This is a genomic window from Streptomyces sp. NPDC016851, from assembly GCF_055562795.1.
In genome coordinates this window covers 119465-136377 of sequence record NZ_JBVHEP010000024.1, presented here as the reverse complement: position 1 = coordinate 136377, position 16913 = coordinate 119465, and the positions used below count along the sequence as shown (strand labels likewise).

Annotated in this window: 14 protein-coding genes; 11 read left to right on the top strand and 3 right to left on the bottom strand. The window is 69.8% G+C overall.

The window, feature by feature from the left end; genetic code table 11:
- The first annotated feature begins 163 nt into the window (after window positions 1-163).
- From ACZ3I3_RS32045 to ACZ3I3_RS32035, 3 genes are all read left to right on the top strand, one after another.
- A complete protein-coding gene (locus ACZ3I3_RS32045; RefSeq protein ID WP_436727345.1) occupies window positions 164-865 on the top strand; it encodes an HAD family hydrolase in 702 nt (233 codons plus the stop codon).
- A 407-nt stretch (window positions 866-1272) separates the two neighbouring features.
- On the top strand, window positions 1273-2877 hold the full coding sequence (locus ACZ3I3_RS32040; RefSeq protein ID WP_467370751.1) for an ABC transporter substrate-binding protein: 1605 nt from the start codon (window positions 1273-1275) through the stop codon (window positions 2875-2877).
- A 108-nt stretch (window positions 2878-2985) separates the two neighbouring features.
- On the top strand, window positions 2986-4572 hold the full coding sequence (locus tag ACZ3I3_RS32035) for an ABC transporter substrate-binding protein (RefSeq protein ID WP_467370750.1): 1587 nt from the start codon (window positions 2986-2988) through the stop codon (window positions 4570-4572).
- Between the two features lie 74 nt (window positions 4573-4646).
- Here the strand turns inward: ACZ3I3_RS32035 and ACZ3I3_RS32030 are convergent, their stop codons facing one another.
- Both ACZ3I3_RS32030 and ACZ3I3_RS32025 read right to left on the bottom strand, forming a co-directional pair.
- Complete coding sequence (locus ACZ3I3_RS32030) at window positions 4647-5318, bottom strand: response regulator (protein WP_010045368.1); 672 nt, start codon at window positions 5316-5318, stop codon at window positions 4647-4649.
- A gap of 54 nt (window positions 5319-5372) precedes the next feature.
- Complete coding sequence (locus ACZ3I3_RS32025; protein ID WP_467370748.1) at window positions 5373-6365, bottom strand: RecB family exonuclease; 993 nt, start codon at window positions 6363-6365, stop codon at window positions 5373-5375.
- 188 nt (window positions 6366-6553) lie between these two features.
- Between ACZ3I3_RS32025 and ACZ3I3_RS32020 the strand changes: the two genes are divergently transcribed.
- The 3 genes from ACZ3I3_RS32020 (at window position 6554) to ACZ3I3_RS32010 (ending at window position 10272) form a co-directional block, all read left to right on the top strand.
- Window positions 6554-8401, top strand: a complete 1848-nt coding sequence (locus tag ACZ3I3_RS32020; protein WP_467370747.1) for a site-2 protease family protein — start codon at window positions 6554-6556, stop codon at window positions 8399-8401.
- Window positions 8402-8450: 49 nt separating this feature from the next.
- On the top strand, window positions 8451-9353 hold the full coding sequence (locus ACZ3I3_RS32015; protein WP_020274881.1) for a tRNA (adenine-N1)-methyltransferase: 903 nt from the start codon (window positions 8451-8453) through the stop codon (window positions 9351-9353).
- A 340-nt stretch (window positions 9354-9693) separates the two neighbouring features.
- Entirely contained in the window at window positions 9694-10272 is a 579-nt protein-coding gene (locus tag ACZ3I3_RS32010) for a hypothetical protein (protein WP_467370745.1), read from the top strand.
- A 59-nt stretch (window positions 10273-10331) separates the two neighbouring features.
- Here ACZ3I3_RS32010 and ACZ3I3_RS32005 read toward each other — a convergent pair whose 3' ends face one another.
- On the bottom strand, window positions 10332-10637 hold the full coding sequence (locus ACZ3I3_RS32005; protein WP_086564243.1) for a ferredoxin: 306 nt from the start codon (window positions 10635-10637) through the stop codon (window positions 10332-10334).
- 246 nt (window positions 10638-10883) lie between these two features.
- Between ACZ3I3_RS32005 and arc the strand changes: the two genes are divergently transcribed.
- From arc to prcA, 5 genes are all read left to right on the top strand, one after another.
- A complete protein-coding gene (gene arc / locus ACZ3I3_RS32000) occupies window positions 10884-12650 on the top strand; it encodes a proteasome ATPase (protein WP_467370743.1) in 1767 nt (588 codons plus the stop codon).
- A 234-nt stretch (window positions 12651-12884) separates the two neighbouring features.
- Window positions 12885-14396 carry a depupylase/deamidase Dop gene (gene dop, locus ACZ3I3_RS31995; protein ID WP_355848667.1) on the top strand — a complete coding sequence of 504 codons (1512 nt, stop codon included), beginning with the start codon at window positions 12885-12887 and terminating at the stop codon, window positions 14394-14396.
- 178 nt (window positions 14397-14574) lie between these two features.
- Window positions 14575-14793 carry a ubiquitin-like protein Pup gene (locus tag ACZ3I3_RS31990; protein WP_010045349.1) on the top strand — a complete coding sequence of 73 codons (219 nt, stop codon included), beginning with the start codon at window positions 14575-14577 and terminating at the stop codon, window positions 14791-14793.
- A gap of 340 nt (window positions 14794-15133) precedes the next feature.
- On the top strand, window positions 15134-15979 hold the full coding sequence (prcB, locus tag ACZ3I3_RS31985) for a proteasome subunit beta (protein WP_467370741.1): 846 nt from the start codon (window positions 15134-15136) through the stop codon (window positions 15977-15979).
- A 69-nt stretch (window positions 15980-16048) separates the two neighbouring features.
- Window positions 16049-16810, top strand: a complete 762-nt coding sequence (prcA, locus tag ACZ3I3_RS31980; RefSeq protein ID WP_466101942.1) for a proteasome subunit alpha — start codon at window positions 16049-16051, stop codon at window positions 16808-16810.
- Window positions 16811-16913: the final 103 nt, after the last annotated feature.

Sequence of the window (16913 nt, the reverse complement as noted above, 5' to 3'; positions counted from 1 at the left end):
CCTTGGGCACACGCCGCAGCGTCCCCCGGCGTATGCACGGTGTGCCCGGGGGCACAGCGGTTAAACGAGGCACTTCGACCGCACACGACGTAGACTGGTCGGTCCACTGCAGGCCGGTTCCCCCGTGGGAACCGGCCTGATCGTCCCTCAAGGAGGTATGTGGATGACCAGTACGGTCCCCGCGCTCGGTACACGTACGGCCGAGGGCTCGGCCCTGCAAGCCGTGCTCCTCGACATGGACGGCACCCTGGTGGACACGGAGGGCTTCTGGTGGGACGTCGAGGTGGAGGTCTTCGCCTCCCTCGGCCACAGGCTGGACGAGTCCTGGCGCCATGTCGTGGTCGGCGGTCCCATGACCCGCAGCGCGGGCTTCCTGATCGAGGCCACCGGCGCGGACATCACCCTCGACGAGCTCACGGTCCTGCTGAACGACGGCTTCGAGGAGCGCATCGGCCGCGCCCTGCCGCTGATGCCCGGCGCAGGCCGCCTGCTGGCCGAGCTGTACGAGTACGAGATCCCCACGGCCCTGGTCTCCGCCTCGCACCGGCGCATCATCGACCGGGTGCTGACCTCCCTGGGCGCGCACCACTTCAGCCTCACGGTGGCCGGTGACGAGGTGCCGCGCACCAAGCCCCATCCCGACCCGTACCTGGCGGCCGCCGCCGGCCTCGGCGCCGACCCGGCCCGGTGCGCCGTCATCGAGGACACCGCGACCGGGGTCGCCGCCGCCGAGGCCGCGGGCTGCCAGGTCGTGGCGGTGCCCTCCGTGGCCCCCATCGCCCCGGCCCTCAGGCGTACGGTCGTCACCTCTCTCGAAGAGGTCGACCTGACATTTCTGCACGGTCTGATGACGGAAATGCGCTAGCTGTTCACCCAGCGTGCAGCGGCGTTAGGACGGTAATTCCGAAGGTGAATTCGAACTCCCCGGAGGATCGAATTCCCGTACCCCGCACCCGTTTACGGGTGTGACGTTCCCCACGCGGGCCGGGGTCGACAGCAGGTCCGGCGCGTGCTGCGCACCCCCTCATGGGGGCTGTCGGCGTGCCCTTGTGTCCCGATTGATGGAACGCTGCACCAAAGCTTCCGCTGTCGGGTTTTCGGTGCGTCCACGCCCGGTTCCGCAGCGTGATGGGTGCTCAACTCCGGTGGCGGCGAACCCTCCTGCCGACCGCGACTAATCTCGACGCGAGAACATCGCCCCACCCCCGTGATCCGCTGCGCCACCCCTGCATGCCGGGTACACGGAGTCGACAGCTCTGGAGAAACTCGAGCATGAACCGCAAGACTTTGGTGCTGCCGGCCGTGATCGGCCTGCTCGCGCCGGTGCTCGCCGCCTGCGGCGGGACCGACAGCGGGAGCGACAACGGCGACGCGATCGTCGTCGGCACCACGGACCGGTTCACCGCCTCGAAGGACGCCCCCGCACCCCTCGACCCGGCGTACGCCTACGACGTCGGCACCTGGAACATCCTGCGCCAGACCGTGCAAACCCTGATGATCCAGCCGCGCGGCGAGGGCGAGCCGGTACCCGAGGCCGCCGAGCGATGCGGCTTCACCGACACCGGCAACGAGCGCTACGCCTGCACCCTGCGCGACGGCCTGAAGTTCGCGAACGGCGACCCCGTCACCGCGGCCGACGTCAAGTACTCCATCGACCGCGCCCGTTCCCTCAAGGCCGACAGCGGCGTGTTCGCGCTGCTGTCCACCATCGACACCGTCGAGACGCAGGGCGACCGCGAGGTCATCTTCCACCTCAAGACCGCCGACGCGACCTTCCCGTACAAGCTGTCGACCCCGGTCGCCGGCATCGTCGACCCCGACGACTACCCGAAGAACAAGCTGCGCGACGGATTCGACCTCGAGGGCTCCGGCCCGTACACGCTCAAGGCCGAGGTCGAGAACAACGAGATGGTCAAGGCCCGGTTCACCCGGAACCCCTCCTACAAGGGGAGTCTGAAGGTGAACAACGACAAGGTCGAGATGGTCTCCTTCAAGGACGCCGACGCCATGGGCACGGCGTTGAACAAGGGCGACATCGACCTGATGACCCGCGCGATGTCGCCGGAGCAGATCCGCAAGCTCTCGGGCGACGCGGACACCGACATCGACCTCGTCGAGATGCCCGGCCTGGAGATCCGCTACCTGGGCTTCAACACCGATGCCCCGACCGTGAAGTCCAAGGCCGTACGCCAGGCGATGGCCCAGGTCGTCAACCGCAGCGCGCTGGTCTCCAAGGTCTACGGATCGCAGGCCGAGCCGCTGTACTCGCTCGTCCCGGCCAGCGTCACCGGCCACTCCAACTCGTTCTTCAACAAGTACGGCGACCCGAACGTCACCAAGGCGCGCTCGCTGCTCAACCAGGCGAACGTCACCACCCCGGTGAAGCTGACGCTGCACTACACGACCGACCACTACGGTCCGGCCACCAAGCAGGAGTTCCAGGTCCTCCGCGACCAGCTGAACTCCAGCGGGCTGTTCGACGTCAGCATCAAGGGCACGCCGTGGGACACCTTCCGCCCGGCCGAGAAGAAGGGCGAGTACGACGTCTACGGCATGGGCTGGTTCCCGGACTTCCCGGACGCCGACAACTTCCTCGCGCCGTTCCTGGACAAGGACAACACCCTCGGCTCGCCGTACGACAACAGCCAGATCCGCAACACCCTGATCCCGGAGTCCCGCCGTGAGGCGGACCGGTTGTCCGCCTCCTCCAGCCTGACGGACATTCAGGACATCGTCGCCTCCGACGTGCCGGTGCTGCCGCTGTGGCAGGGCAAGCAGTACGTCGCCGCGCGCGACGACATCACGGGTACCGCGTACGCCCTCAACTCCTCGTCGACGCTCCAGTTGTGGGAGCTCGGCCGGGGCGTGAGTGGCTGACGGACCCATGGGAACCCCGGGGCCGGTGACCGCGGCCCCCGGGGAACCGTGCCCCGGAGCCAGGGACATGCTCCGGGCGTTCTCGAGAACCGACGACAGGGCACACACGTGAACATACGCAACCAGTGGCCGGTCCTGCCCCTCGTGGCGGGGCTCGCCTCCGGCCTGCTGACCGGCTGTGGCACGGAGACCGGAGACTCCGCGGGGGACGACTCCAACGTGGTGGTGGGGATGTCGGACGACGTCCTGGCCACCGACCCGGCATCCGGCTACGACCCCGGCTCCTGGCTGTTGTTCAACAACGTCTTCCAGTCGCTGCTCAGCTTCCCCAAGGGCGCCACGGAACCCCAGCCGGAGGCGGCCGAGAGCTGCTCCTTCAGCGACACGCAGACCACGGTCTACAAGTGCACGCTGAAGGACGGCCTCAAGTTCAGCAACGGTGACGAGCTCACCTCCGAGGACGTCAAGTTCTCCTTCGACCGCATGCTGAAGATCAACGACCCCGACGGGCCCGCGGTCATGTTCCCCACGCTGGACAAGGTCGAGACGCCCGACGAGAAGACGGTCGTCTTCCGGCTCAACACGGCCGACGCCACCTTCCCGAGCAAGATCGCCTCCGGCGCCGGTTCCATCGTCGACCACCGCGAGTACGACGCGGACGGGCTGCGCAAGGACGGCAAGGCCGTCGGCTCCGGCCCCTACCGGCTCGACTCGATCGACGACGAGCAGGCCGTCTTCTCCGTCAACGAGAACTACAAGGGCACCGCCGAGGCGAAGAACGCCGGCGTGACGCTCAAGTTCTTCGACGGCGACCAGACCGCCCTGAAGCAGGCCATCCAGGGCGGGGAGGTCGACATCGCCTACCGTGGCCTCACCGCCGGCGACGTCGCCGACATGGAGAAGGCCGACGACGGCACCGGTGTCGAGGTCATCGAGGGCAGCAGCGCCGAGGTCCAGCACCTGGTGTTCAACATGGACGACCCGGTCGCCGGAAAGCCCGGCGTGCGCAAGGCCATCGCCCACCTGCTCGACCGCGAAGCCCTCATCAAGGACGTCTACCAGGGCACCGCGACCCCGCTGTACTCGATCATCCCCGCGGGAATCGCCGGCCACAACACGGCCTTCTTCGACACCTACGGCGCCCGCCCCTCCAAGTCCAAGGCGGCCGAGGCACTGCGCGCCGACGGCATCGACGGCAAGGTGAAGCTGACCCTCTGGTCGACACCGTCCCGCTACGGCCCCGCCACCGACCAGGAGTTGAACGCCATCGCCGGCCAGCTCAACGCGAGCGGCCTGTTCGACGCCACCGTCAAGTCCGTCCCCTTCGGCCAGTACGAGAAGGACATCGCCGCCGGCAAGTACGGCGTCTACGTGAAGGGCTGGGTGCCCGACTACCCGGACGCCGACAACTTCACGGCCCCCTTCTTCGGCAAGGGCAACGTGCTGGGCAACAACTACGACAACAACACCATCACCGGCACGCTGATCCCGCGCACCGCCGCCCTGACCAACCGCGCCGCCACGGACAAGGAGTTCGGCGAGCTCCAGGACATCGTCGCCGACGAACTGCCCGTCCTGCCGGTGTGGCAGGCCAAGCAGTACGCGGTCGTCCGCGACGGCGTCTACGGACTGGAGTACTGCCTCGACGCGTCCACCGTGTTCCGCTTCTGGGAGCTGAGCAAGGACGACTCCTGACGCACACGCGCGAAAGAGGGCGCCCCCTGCTCCGGCAGGGGGCGCCCTCCTCGTGTTCCGGGTGGTGAGGAGGCCTACTGCGCTCCGGGGCGCACCAGCCCGCTCTCGTAGGCGTACACCGCGGCCTGCACGCGGTCGCGCAGGCCCAGCTTGGTGAGCACGTGCCCGACGTGCGTCTTGACGGTGGTCTCGCTGACGAACAGGTCCGCGGCGATCTCGGCGTTGGACAGCCCGCGCGCCACCAGCTTCAGCACCTCCACCTCGCGGTCGGTGAGCGTGTGCAGCGTGTCCGGCACCGGCTCCTCGCCCGACGGCAGATGCGTGGCGTACTTGTCGAGCAGCCGCCTGGTGATGCTCGGCGCGAGCATCGCCTCACCCGCGGCCACGACCCGGATCGCCTGCACCAGCTCGTTGGCCGGGGCGTCCTTCAGCAGGAAGCCGCTGGCACCGGCCCGCAGGGCCTCGACCACGTACTCGTCGAGGTCGAAGGTGGTCAGCACCAGGACCTTCGCCGGACCGTCCCGCCCGGGGCCGGTGATCTGCCGGGTCGCCTCCACACCGTCCATCCGCGGCATGCGGATGTCCATCAGGACCACGTCGGGCTGCAGCGCCCGCACCTGGTCGAGCGCCTGGAGGCCGTCTCCGGCCTCGCCGACGACCGCGAGGTCCTGCTCGGCCTCCAGGATCATCCGGAAGCCCGTACGGAGCAGGGGCTGGTCGTCGACCAGTAGGACGCGGATGGCCACGTAAGTCTCCTTCGCTAGTCCGGCCCCATTCTGCCCTGCGCGAGGCCGCCGGACTCAGCCGCCCTGGCCGGTCACCCGCAGCGGCAGCGGGTACGGCGGGGGAGTGCCGCCGAACTCCGGGCAGTGGGCCTGATGGTCGCACCAGCCGCACAGCTTCGTGGGGCGCGGCCGCCAGTCGCCCGTCTCGGTCGCCAGCCGGATCGCCTCCCACAGCGCGAGCAGCTTGCGCTCGACCCGCTCCAGGTCGGCGAGGACGGGGTCGTACGTCAGCACCTGACCGCTGCCGAGGTAGACCAGCTGGAGCCGCCTCGGGACCACGTTCTTCAGCCGCCAGACGACCAGGGCGTAGAACTTCATCTGGAACAGGGCGCCCTCGGAGTACTCGGGCCTGGGGGCCTTGCCCGTCTTGTAGTCGACGATCCGGACCTCGCCCGTGGGCGCCACGTCGACCCGGTCGATGATCCCGCGCAGCCGCAGCCCGGACTCCAGCTCGGCCTCGACGAACAGCTCCCGCTCGGCCGGCTCGAGACGGCTGGGGTCCTCCAGGCTGAACCAGCGCTCGACGAGCTGCTCCGCCTCGCCCAGCCAGCGCGCCAGCCGCTCGCCCTGCGGATCGTCGGCGAACAGCTCCACGACCTCCGGCCGCGTCTCCCGCAGCCGGTCCCACTGGCCCGGGATCAGCGACTTCGCCCGGGGCGGCGTGCGCTCGGCCGCCGGGGCGTCGAAGAGCCGCTCCAGGACCGCGTGCACCAGTGTGCCCCTGGTCGCCGCCTCGCTCGGCTTCTCCGGCAGCCGGTCGATGACCCGGAAGCGGTAGAGCAGCGGGCACTGCATGAAGTCACTGGCACGCGAGGGGGACAGCGAGGCGGGCGGTATGGCCGGGCGAGCGGTCTCGGCAGCGGTCTCGGCCGCTGTCTCGGCCGCCGTCTCCACTGCTGTCTCCGCCGTCTCGATGGCCGCCTCCACAACCCCGGTCCGGGCCGGCGGATCCACCGCCGCGGCAGGGCTGCTCTCGGGCTGCGCCGCGCCCTCGGTGCTCGTCTCCATGCCCCAGACCATACGGCCCGCCACTGACAGTGACCCAGCCGCGGTCACGCCGCGGGCAGGAGTGAGGAGACGGGACCGAGGGAAACTCAGGGGTGCCGGGGCGGAAGGCACCTCGACGGACGCATACCATCGACTCGAGACCCTCCCGTCCGGCAGGCGCGGGAGACGATGCGAACGAGGGGACACCGGTGGACGAGAGCGGCGGGCGCGGGCAGCCGCGGTCCGGCAACGAGGAGTCGGCCGAGCGCCACGCAGGGCCTCCGGCCCGGGCCGCCGACCCCACCTCCGCCGACGAACGGCCCACGGACGTACGGCGGTTCACCCCCACGAGCGACGACGACGCCCCTGCCACGACGCCGCCGACCCGGCCGGACGACCGCCCGTCCGCGCAGACACCCGGACCGGCCGCGGACGAGACCCCTGGCGCCGGCCGCCCGGCCGCGCGACCGGGAGCCCCGGCACCGGGCCAGGACCCGGCCACCACCGACGGCCCCCCGGAAGCGTCCACCGACGAGCACCCCGATCGCGCCGAGGCCTCCGCCGCTCGCGGCGAGGACGCCGGCAGCGGCCGTTCGGAGGGCGACGCGGACCGCCCGGAGACCGATGCGCTTCGTAAGGCACCCGCCCACGGCGGGGACGACGGCAGCCGTGTGCCGGATGCCGACGCGCGCGAAGACCGGCCCGAAGCCGGTACCCACGGCGACCACGACAGCAGCCGGCGGGCGGAGGGTGACGCGCACCCCGACCGTGCCTACGCCACCGGTCCGCACACGGACCCCGCCGCGGGCAGGCCCGAAGCGACCGGCGGGCACGCCACCCCCGGCACCGGGGACCGCCACCTCGCCCACTCGGCCGACGGCAAGGGCCCCGCGCCCCAGCGCCCGGAGCCGCGAGGCGGACTGCTGATGGGACGGCCGTTCGGCGTGCCCGTCTACGTCGCGCCCAGCTGGTTCCTCGTCGCCGCGCTGATCACCTGGGTGTTCGGCGGACAGCTGGAGCGCGTGCTGCCCGAGCTCGGGGCCGCCCGCTACCTGGTCTCCCTGTTCTTCGCGGTCGCCTTCTACGCGTCCGTGCTGGTGCACGAGCTGGCCCACACGGTCGCCGCCCTCCGCTTCAAGCTCCCCGTCCGCCGCATCCGGCTCCAGTTCTTCGGCGGCGTCTCCGAGATCGAGAAGGAGGCCGAGACCCCCGGCCGGGAGTTCGTCCTCGCCTTCGTCGGACCGCTGCTCTCCCTCGCCCTGGCCGGTGTCTTCTACGCCGCCCTGCAGGCCGTGGAACCGGGCACGGTTCCGGGCTTCCTGCTGGCCGGCCTGATGATCTCCAACCTGATCGTGGCCGCGTTCAACCTCCTGCCCGGCCTGCCCCTGGACGGCGGCCGCATGCTCCGCGCGGTCGTCTGGAAGATCACCGGCAAGCCGATGACCGGCACCGTCGCCGCCGCCTGGGTCGGCCGCGCCCTCGCCGTCTCCGTCCTGATCGGCCTGCCCCTGCTGACCCAGTCCGGCGCCCTCGGCACCGACGCCGTGGACAACGTCGGCATGGACACCGTCCTGGACGCCCTGCTCGCCGCCATCCTCGCCGCGATCATCTGGACCGGCGCCGGCAACAGCCTGCGCATGGCCCGCCTGCGCGAGCACCTCCCCGAACTGCGCGCCCGCGCGCTCACCCGCCGTGCCGTCCCGGTCGAGACCCACACCCCCCTCTCGGAGGCCCTGCGCCGCGCCAACGCCGCCGGAGCCCGCGCCCTGGTCGTCGTCGACGCCCACGGCAACCCCGTCTCCCTCGTCCGCGAGGCCGCCATCGTCGGCGTACCCGAACACCGCCGCCCCTGGGTCGCGGTCAGCGGCCTCGCCCAGGACCTGACCGACGGCATGCGCGTCTCCGCGGAACTGTCCGGCGAGGAGCTCCTGGACGCGCTCCGGGCGACCCCCGCGACCGAGTACCTGGTGGTCGAGGAGACCGGCGAGATCTACGGCGTCCTGTCCGCGGCCGACGTGGAACGAGCCTTCGTGAAGGCCATGGCCCGGCCCTCCTAGCCGGCGGACCGTGGTCGGAGGCCCTCTCGGGTGCCGGTAGGCTGGTCACATGTCCGAACCGACCGGTGCCGCCCGCAGGCGCGGGCCCTTCAAGGTCGGGGACCAGGTACAGCTGACCGACCCCAAGGGCCGCCACTACACGTTCACGCTCGAGGCCGGGAAGAACTTCCACACCCACAAGGGTTCCTTCCCGCACGACGAACTGATCGGCGCTCCCGAGGGCAGCGTTGTCCGCACCACCGGAAACGTCGCCTACCTCGCGCTGCGCCCCCTGCTCCCCGACTACGTCCTGTCCATGCCCCGCGGGGCAGCCGTCGTCTACCCGAAGGACGCGGGGCAGATCCTCGCCTTCGCCGACATCTTCCCCGGCGCCCGCGTCGTGGAGGCCGGTGTCGGCTCGGGCTCGCTCAGCAGCTTCCTGCTGCGCGCCATCGGCGACCAGGGCATGCTGCACAGCTACGAGCGCCGCGCGGACTTCGCCGAGATCGCCCAGGCGAACGTGGAGCGCTACTTCGGCGGCCCGCACCCCGCCTGGCAGCTCACCGTCGGCGACCTCCAGGACAACCTGTCCGACGCCGACGTCGACCGCGTCATCCTCGACATGCTCGCCCCCTGGGAGTGCCTGGAGGCCGTCTCCAAGGCGCTGGTCCCCGGCGGCATCCTGTGCTGCTACGTGGCGACCACCACCCAGCTCGCCCGGACCGTCGAGTCCATCCGCGAGATCGGCTGCTTCAACGAGCCGACCTCCTGGGAGACGATGATCCGCAACTGGCACATCGAGGGCCTGGCCGTCCGCCCGGACCACCGGATGATCGGCCACACCGGCTTCCTGCTCACCGCCCGCCGCCTCGCCGACGGTGTCGAGCCGCCCATGCGCCGCCGCCGCCCCGCCAAGGGCGCCTACGGCGAGGACTACGCCGGCCCCAACGCCGACGGCGGCACCGGCCGCTGACACGGCCCGCCGCACCCCACAACGCACAGGCGCCGTGGCGCAGTTCCCGGACCCACTCCGGAACTCGGCCACGGCGCCTTACCGTTGCCCCGCGCCGCCGCGACGGGTGAACCAGCGCGTGTCCCCCTTGACCTGAAACAGGCCCCCGGCGGCCCGCCTTGCCGAGGTGACGCCGTCGCGCAGCGGCCCGAGCCGGCACCCGCCCGCTGACACAGCGGCAGGGACCGTAACCCTTCTGACTTCCCCGGCGCAGGACCTGCACACCCCGCCGTTCCCTCGCGGTGTGACGTGTGGCACCATCTTGGCCACCCACCGGCACAGCCCTCAGGAGACACTCCTAGTGCAGCCTTCCGCCGTCCCGGAGCTCGCCCACACCCACACCCGCCCCATCCACTGGCTCGCCACCGCGACAGCCGTCGCCGGCGTCGTGGCCCTCTCCTCGCTCTTCCAGCCGGGCGCGGCCACGGCGGCCCAGCCGTCCGCCCCCGAGACCAGAAGCGCGCCGGCGAACGTGACGGCGCCCGACCCGGCCGCGGTGGAGTTCCCCATCGAGTGCGGCCCGGTGAAGGCCGTGGTGGAGAAGAAGGCCTCCGGCGACCTCGACGGCGACGGCAACCCCGAGACGGTGGCCGTGGTCCACTGCGACTCCCCGATGGGCACCCCGCCGGACGGCGTGTACGTCCTCACCCGGGGCCGCGACGGCGGCGCACCGCGTGTGGTGGCGACCCTGCTCGACCCCAAGGACGGCACCACCGTCAGCGACTTCGTCGTACGCGACGGCGCCGTCACGGCCACGCTCCTCGGCTACTCGTCGTCCGATGTGCCGCGTTGCTGCCCCGATGTGCACAGCGACGCGAAATGGCGTTGGCACAACGGCGCGTTCGTGCGCTCGGCACCGGCCGGTGCCCGCAGCGTGTGAGGCTTCTGTGCCGCTACGTGTGAGATATCAGACAGTAGTAACGCAACGTAGAGAAGTAGTCACTCCGCGTCCGGTCCGTAGACCTCGGTCCTGTCCGAAACTCGACGTACGTGGATGCAGTCGCCCGGACACTCCTTCGCCGAGTCGATCACGTCCGTGAGAAGCGGCAGCGGAACGGGCGTTGTCGCGCCCTTGTCCTGGAGCAACTCGTCGTCGGGGCTCTTCACATAGGCCAGACCGTCGATGTCCAGCTCGAACACCTCGGGCGCGTACTGGGCGCAGATGCCGTCACCGGTACACAGGTCCTGGTCGATCCAGACCTCCAGCGCCTCGCCCTCGACCCCGGCCTCCTGCTGCACGCTCATGTCTCCTGCCGTTTCATACGTCGAGCCGTGCCGGGAATCCGGCCAGCTCTGACGGGTGTTGAACGCTTCGACCCTACCTCCGGCTGGGTTCCATTCATGTTCGCTGGGTATTCCCCTGGCGTGAGGGAGAGCGCAAGGGTGAAGATCGGACACACCCCGACCGTCTTTGTGATCTAGGGGTTTCAATCGACACCCGCCCAGGTAGGGTCTGGAAGCGTCCAGCTCCCCTTGGAGGAGGTGAGGACCGTGGCAGCCCACGACGACGACATGAACCGCGGCATCCGCCCGGGACGCGGGTCCGACGACCCGGCCGGGCAGATCGCCTACCTTGAGCAGGAGATCGCCGTCCTGCGACGCAAGCTCGCCGACTCTCCGCGACACACGAGGATTCTCGAAGAGCGGATCGTCGAGCTGCAGACCAATCTGGCCGGCGTGTCCGCGCAGAACGAGCGGCTCGCCAACACGCTCCGTGAGGCTCGTGACCAGATCGTGGCCCTCAAGGAGGAAGTCGACCGGCTCGCGCAGCCGCCGGCCGGCTTCGGTGTCTTCCTGACGGCCAACGAGGACGGCACCGCCGACATCTTCACCGGCGGCCGCAAGCTCAGGGTGAACGTCAGCCCCAGCGTCGAGCTCGACGAGCTCCGGCGCGGCCAGGAAGTGATGCTCAACGAAGCGCTCAACGTGGTCGACGCCATGGAGTTCGAGCGCGTCGGCGACATCGTCACACTCAAGGAGATCCTCGAGGACGGTGAGCGGGCCCTGGTGCTCGGGCACACCGACGAGGAGCGGGTGGTACGGCTCGCCGAGCCGCTGCTGGACGTCACCATCCGCCCCGGCGACGCCCTCCTGCTCGAACCCCGCTCCGGCTACGTCTACGAGGTCGTGCCCAAGAGCGAGGTCGAGGAGCTCGTCCTCGAAGAGGTTCCCGACATCGGCTACGAGCAGATCGGTGGTCTCGGCGGCCAGATCGAGGCCATCCGCGACGCGGTCGAGCTCCCGTACCTGTACCCGGACCTGTTCAAGGAGCACGAACTGCGGCCGCCGAAGGGTGTCCTGCTGTACGGGCCCCCCGGATGCGGTAAGACCCTGATCGCCAAGGCCGTGGCCAACTCGCTGGCCAAGAAGGTCGCCGAGGTGACCGGCCAGGCCGCCGGCAAGAGCTTCTTCCTCAACATCAAGGGCCCCGAGCTCCTGAACAAGTACGTCGGTGAGACGGAGCGGCAGATCCGCCTCGTCTTCCAGCGGGCCCGTGAGAAGGCCAGCGAGGGCACTCCCGTCATCGTCTTCTTCGACGAGATGGAGTCCCTCTTCCGCACCCGTGGCTCCGGTGTCAGCTCGGACGTGGAGAACACCATCGTCCCGCAGCTGCTCGCCGAGATCGACGGTGTGGAGGGCCTGCAGAACGTGGTCGTGATCGGTGCCTCCAACCGTGAGGACATGATCGACCCCGCCATCCTGCGGCCCGGCCGGCTCGACGTGAAGATCAAGATCGAGCGTCCGGACGCCGAGGCGGCCAAGGACATCTTCGGCAAGTACCTCACCGAGCGCCTCCCGCTGCACAGCGACGACGTCGCCGAGCACAGCGGCTCCAAGGCCTCCACGGTCCAGAGCATGATCCAGACGGCTGTCGAACAGATGTACGCCGAGTCCGAGGAGAACCGCTTCCTGGAGGTCACTTACGCCAATGGTGACAAGGAAGTCCTCTACTTCAAGGACTTCAACTCCGGCGCCATGATCGAGAACATCGTCGGCCGTGCCAAGAAGTCGGCGATCAAGGACTTCCTCGAGAAGAACCAGAAGGGTCTCCGCGTCTCCCACCTCCTCCAGGCCTGCGTGGACGAGTTCAAGGAGAACGAGGACCTGCCGAACACCACCAACCCGGACGACTGGGCCCGGATCTCCGGCAAGAAGGGCGAGCGGATCGTGTACATCCGTACGCTCATCACCGGAAAGCAGGGCGCGGACACCGGACGCTCCATCGACACGGTGGCGAACACCGGTCAGTACCTGTAAAAGGCAGGGCGGCTGCGGGTGCCCTCGGCGGGTACCCGCAGCCGACTGTTTTTCAGGCCACGGCTGGAGCAACGCAATGACGCAAATGATCTCCCCACCAGCGCAAAGGCGTTCTAGGCTCTTGCGTACCGCCAAGTCGCGCAGTGCGGGGACGGGCACCGCACACGCAACCGAGCGCCAGCGGTATCTGAGTGGCGCCCACGACCGAGGGCGCCGCCGGGCAAGGAGGGCCGCATGACCGTACGGCGAGTAATGGGCATCGAGACGGAGTACGGAATCTCCGTCCCCGGCCACCCCAACGCCAATGCCATGCTCACCTCGTCCCAGATCGTGAACGCCTACGCGGCGGCGATGCACCGGGCCCGCCGGGCCCGCTGGGACTTCGAGGAGGAGAACCCGCTGCGGGACGCGCGAGGCTTCGACCTCGCCCGCGAGGCCGCCGACTCCAGCCAGCTCACCGACGAGGACATCGGCCTGGCCAATGTGATCCTCACCAACGGCGCACGGCTCTACGTCGACCACGCGCACCCCGAGTACAGCGCCCCGGAGGTCACCAATCCGAGGGACGCCGTCCTCTGGGACAAGGCCGGCGAGCGGATCATGGCGGAGGCCGCGGAACGGGCCGCCCAGCTGCCCGGTGCCCAGCCGATCCACCTGTACAAGAACAACACCGACAACAAGGGCGCGTCCTACGGCACGCACGAGAACTACCTGATGAAGCGGGAGACCCCCTTCTCGGACATCGTGCGCCACCTGACGCCGTTCTTCGTCTCCCGCCAGGTCTTCACCGGCGCGGGCCGCGTCGGCATCGGCCAGGACGGGCACGAGCACGGCTTCCAGCTCAGCCAGCGAGCCGACTACTTCGAGGTCGAGGTCGGCCTCGAGACGACGCTCAAGCGCCCGATCATCAACACCCGCGACGAGCCGCACGCGGACGCCGAGAAGTACCGTCGGCTGCACGTGATCATCGGCGACGCGAACCTGTCTGAGATCTCGACCTACCTCAAGCTGGGGACGACCTCCCTGGTCCTGTCGATGATCGAGGACGGTTTCATCGCCGTCGACCTGGCCGTCGACCAGCCCGTCCGCACCCTCCACCAGGTCTCGCACGACCCGTCCCTGAAGCGCCTGGTCACGCTGCGCAGCGGCCGCACGCTCACGGCGGTCCAGCTTCAGATGGAGTACTACGAGCTCGCGCGCAAGTACGTGGAGGAGCGCTTCGGCGCGGACGCCGACGACCAGACCAAGGACGTCCTCTCGCGCTGGGAGGACACCCTCACCCGTCTGGAGCACGATCCGATGAGCCTGGCCGGGGAGCTGGACTGGGTCGCCAAGCGGGAGCTCATGGAGGGCTACCGGCGCCGGGACAGCCTCGACTGGGACGCGGCGCGGCTGCACCTGGTCGACCTCCAGTACGCCGACGTACGGCCCGAGAAGGGCCTGTACAACCGTCTGGTGGCCCGCGGGCGCATGAAGCGGCTGCTGGACGAGGCGGACGTCGAGCGGGCCCGTACGGCGCCGCCGGAGGACACGCGCGCCTACTTCCGCGGCCGCTGCCTGGAGCAGTACGCGGACGACGTGGCGGCGGCCTCCTGGGACTCGGTGATCTTCGACCTGCCGGGCCGGGATTCCCTCCAGCGCGTTCCAACCCTGGAACCGCTTCGCGGAACGCGTAATCACGTCAAGGAGCTTCTGGACCGCTGCCGCACCGCGGAAGACCTGGTCAGGGTGCTTTCGGGCGGGTGAGCGCGGTCAACGGGTACACGGTTGGGGCCCGCCGGACAGGGTGGAAAATCCCGGGTCCGGGAATCATCGAGGTGGTCCCCGTACGTTGGAGCAACAGCGGGGCCATTGTCAGACCCGGCGAGTAGGGTCTGATCTTGACCGAGCAACTGTGTCGGGCGAACCGAGCGGGGTGAGGGATATGGCGACCAAGGACACCGGCGGCGGACAGCAGAAGGCCACCCGGTCCACCGAGGAGGTCGAGGAGCAGGCGGCAGAGGCGCAGGCTTCGGAGGACGTCAAGGAGCGTCACGAGAAGCTGAGCGACGACGTGGACTCGGTTCTGGACGAGATCGACGACGTCCTCGAGGAGAACGCCGAGGACTTCGTGCGGTCCTTCGTTCAAAAGGGTGGCCAGTAAGGCGCCTGAGCCTTCACTCCGAAGGTGATCGGGGTGTCGTGTCGTGAGTGACGGACGAGCCGAGCGCGGAGCGCTGCGCGCGGGGCACCGCAGGACGTGATGCCCTCGTGTGCGGCGCTCCGGGCGTCGGTGGCGCCCGGAGCCCGGCTGCCTGCCGGGCGGGAGGCCGGCAAGTGCGGCGTGGCTCCCGCGGAGTTGGATTCGCCGGGCATGTGGATCACCGCCGAAGGACGGGTAGGGTCCGTGGCATACCGAGCCCCCGGCCGCAACCGGGCCGGGGTTGTTCCAAGGATCGGCCCGACGTCACAGGGCGGGCTGTCGCATACGTGGAAGGAATCGCGTGGAAGCCAACACTCGTAGCACCGGGCGTCTACCAGCTGCCTTCCTGACGCCAGGGTCTTCCTCCTTCATGGACTTTCTCTCCGATCACCAGCCGGAACTGCTGCCGGGCAACAAGAAGTTGCCGCCGGTGCAGGGCGCGATCGAGGCGCCGCACGGCACGACGATCGTGGCCGTGACGTTCCCCGGCGGCGTCGTCCTCGCCGGTGACCGGCGGGCCACCATGGGCAACGTCATCGCGCAGCGGGACATCGAGAAGGTCTTCCCGGCCGACGAGTACTCGGCCGTGGGCATCGCCGGTACGGCGGGCCTGGCCGTGGAGATGGTGAAGCTGTTCCAGCTGGAGCTGGAGCACTTCGAGAAGGTCGAGGGCGCCCAGTTGTCGCTGGAGGGCAAGGCGAACCGGCTGTCGACGATGATCCGCTCCAACCTCGCCATGGCCATGCAGGGGCTGGCCGTCGTCCCGCTGTTCGCCGGGTACGACGTGGACCGGGAGAAGGGGCGGATCTTCTCCTACGACGTCACGGGCGGGCGCTCCGAGGAGCACAACTTCGCGGCCACCGGTTCCGGGTCGATCTTCGCCCGTGGCGCCATGAAGAAGCTCTTCCGGGACGACCTGAGCGAGGCCGAGGCCACGACTCTCGTGGTCCAGGCGCTCTACGACGCGGCAGACGACGACTCGGCGACCGGCGGTCCCGATGTCGCCCGCCGGATCTATCCCATCGTCACCGTGATCACCGAGGACGGCTTCCGCCGGCTCTCCGAGAACGAGTCGTCCGAGATCGCGCGGTCGGTTCTGGAGCGGCGGCTGGAGCAGCCCGACGGTCCGCGGGCCGCGCTGCTGTGAGCAGCGGGCTGTCTTCGTGAGGGTGGTCCAGTGAACCGACGGAATCTTCAAGAGAGGGACGGATAACCGGTGTCGACGCCGTTCTATGTCTCACCCCAGCAGGCGATGGCCGACCGGGCCGAGTACGCCCGCAAGGGCATCGCCCGTGGTCGCAGCCTGGTCGTGCTGCAGTACGCCGACGGCATCGTGTTCGTCGGCGAGAACCCGTCCCGTGCGCTGCACAAGTTCAGCGAGATCTATGACCGGATCGGCTTCGCGGCCGCCGGCAAGTACAACGAATACGAGAACCTGCGGATCGGCGGCGTGCGCTACGCCGATCTGCGGGGTTACACCTACGACCGGGACGATGTGACGGCCCGGGGCCTGGCGAACGTGTACGCGCAGACGCTGGGCACGATCTTCTCCAGCGCGGCGGAGAAGCCGTACGAGGTGGAGCTGGTCGTCGCGGAGGTCGGGGAGACGCCCGAGGGCGACCAGATCTACCGGCTGCCGCATGACGGCTCCATCGTGGACGAGCACGGCTCGGTCGCGGTGGGGGGCAACGCGGAGCAGATCAGCAGCTATCTGGACCAGCGCCACCAGGACGGTATGACGCTGGCCGAGGCGCTGAAGCTGGCGGTGCAGGCGCTGTCCCGCGACACGAACGGGAGTGAGCGGGAGATTCCCGCGGAGCGGCTGGAAGTGGCGGTGCTGGACCGTACGCGGCCGCAGAAGCGGAAGTTCAAGCGGATCAGTGGGCGCCAGCTGGGGCGGCTGCTGGAGGCGGACGGGGCGACCACGGCGTCGGAGGCCGAGGCGGATGCCGAAGCGGAGGCGTCGGACGGCGAGTGATCGCCCACTGCCGCGGGGCCCGGGCGGGGGGGGGGGGGGGGGCGCGCCCGTGGCGGGGGCGGCGGGGGGGGGGTGGGTGGGGGGGGGGGGTGGGCCCCCGGCC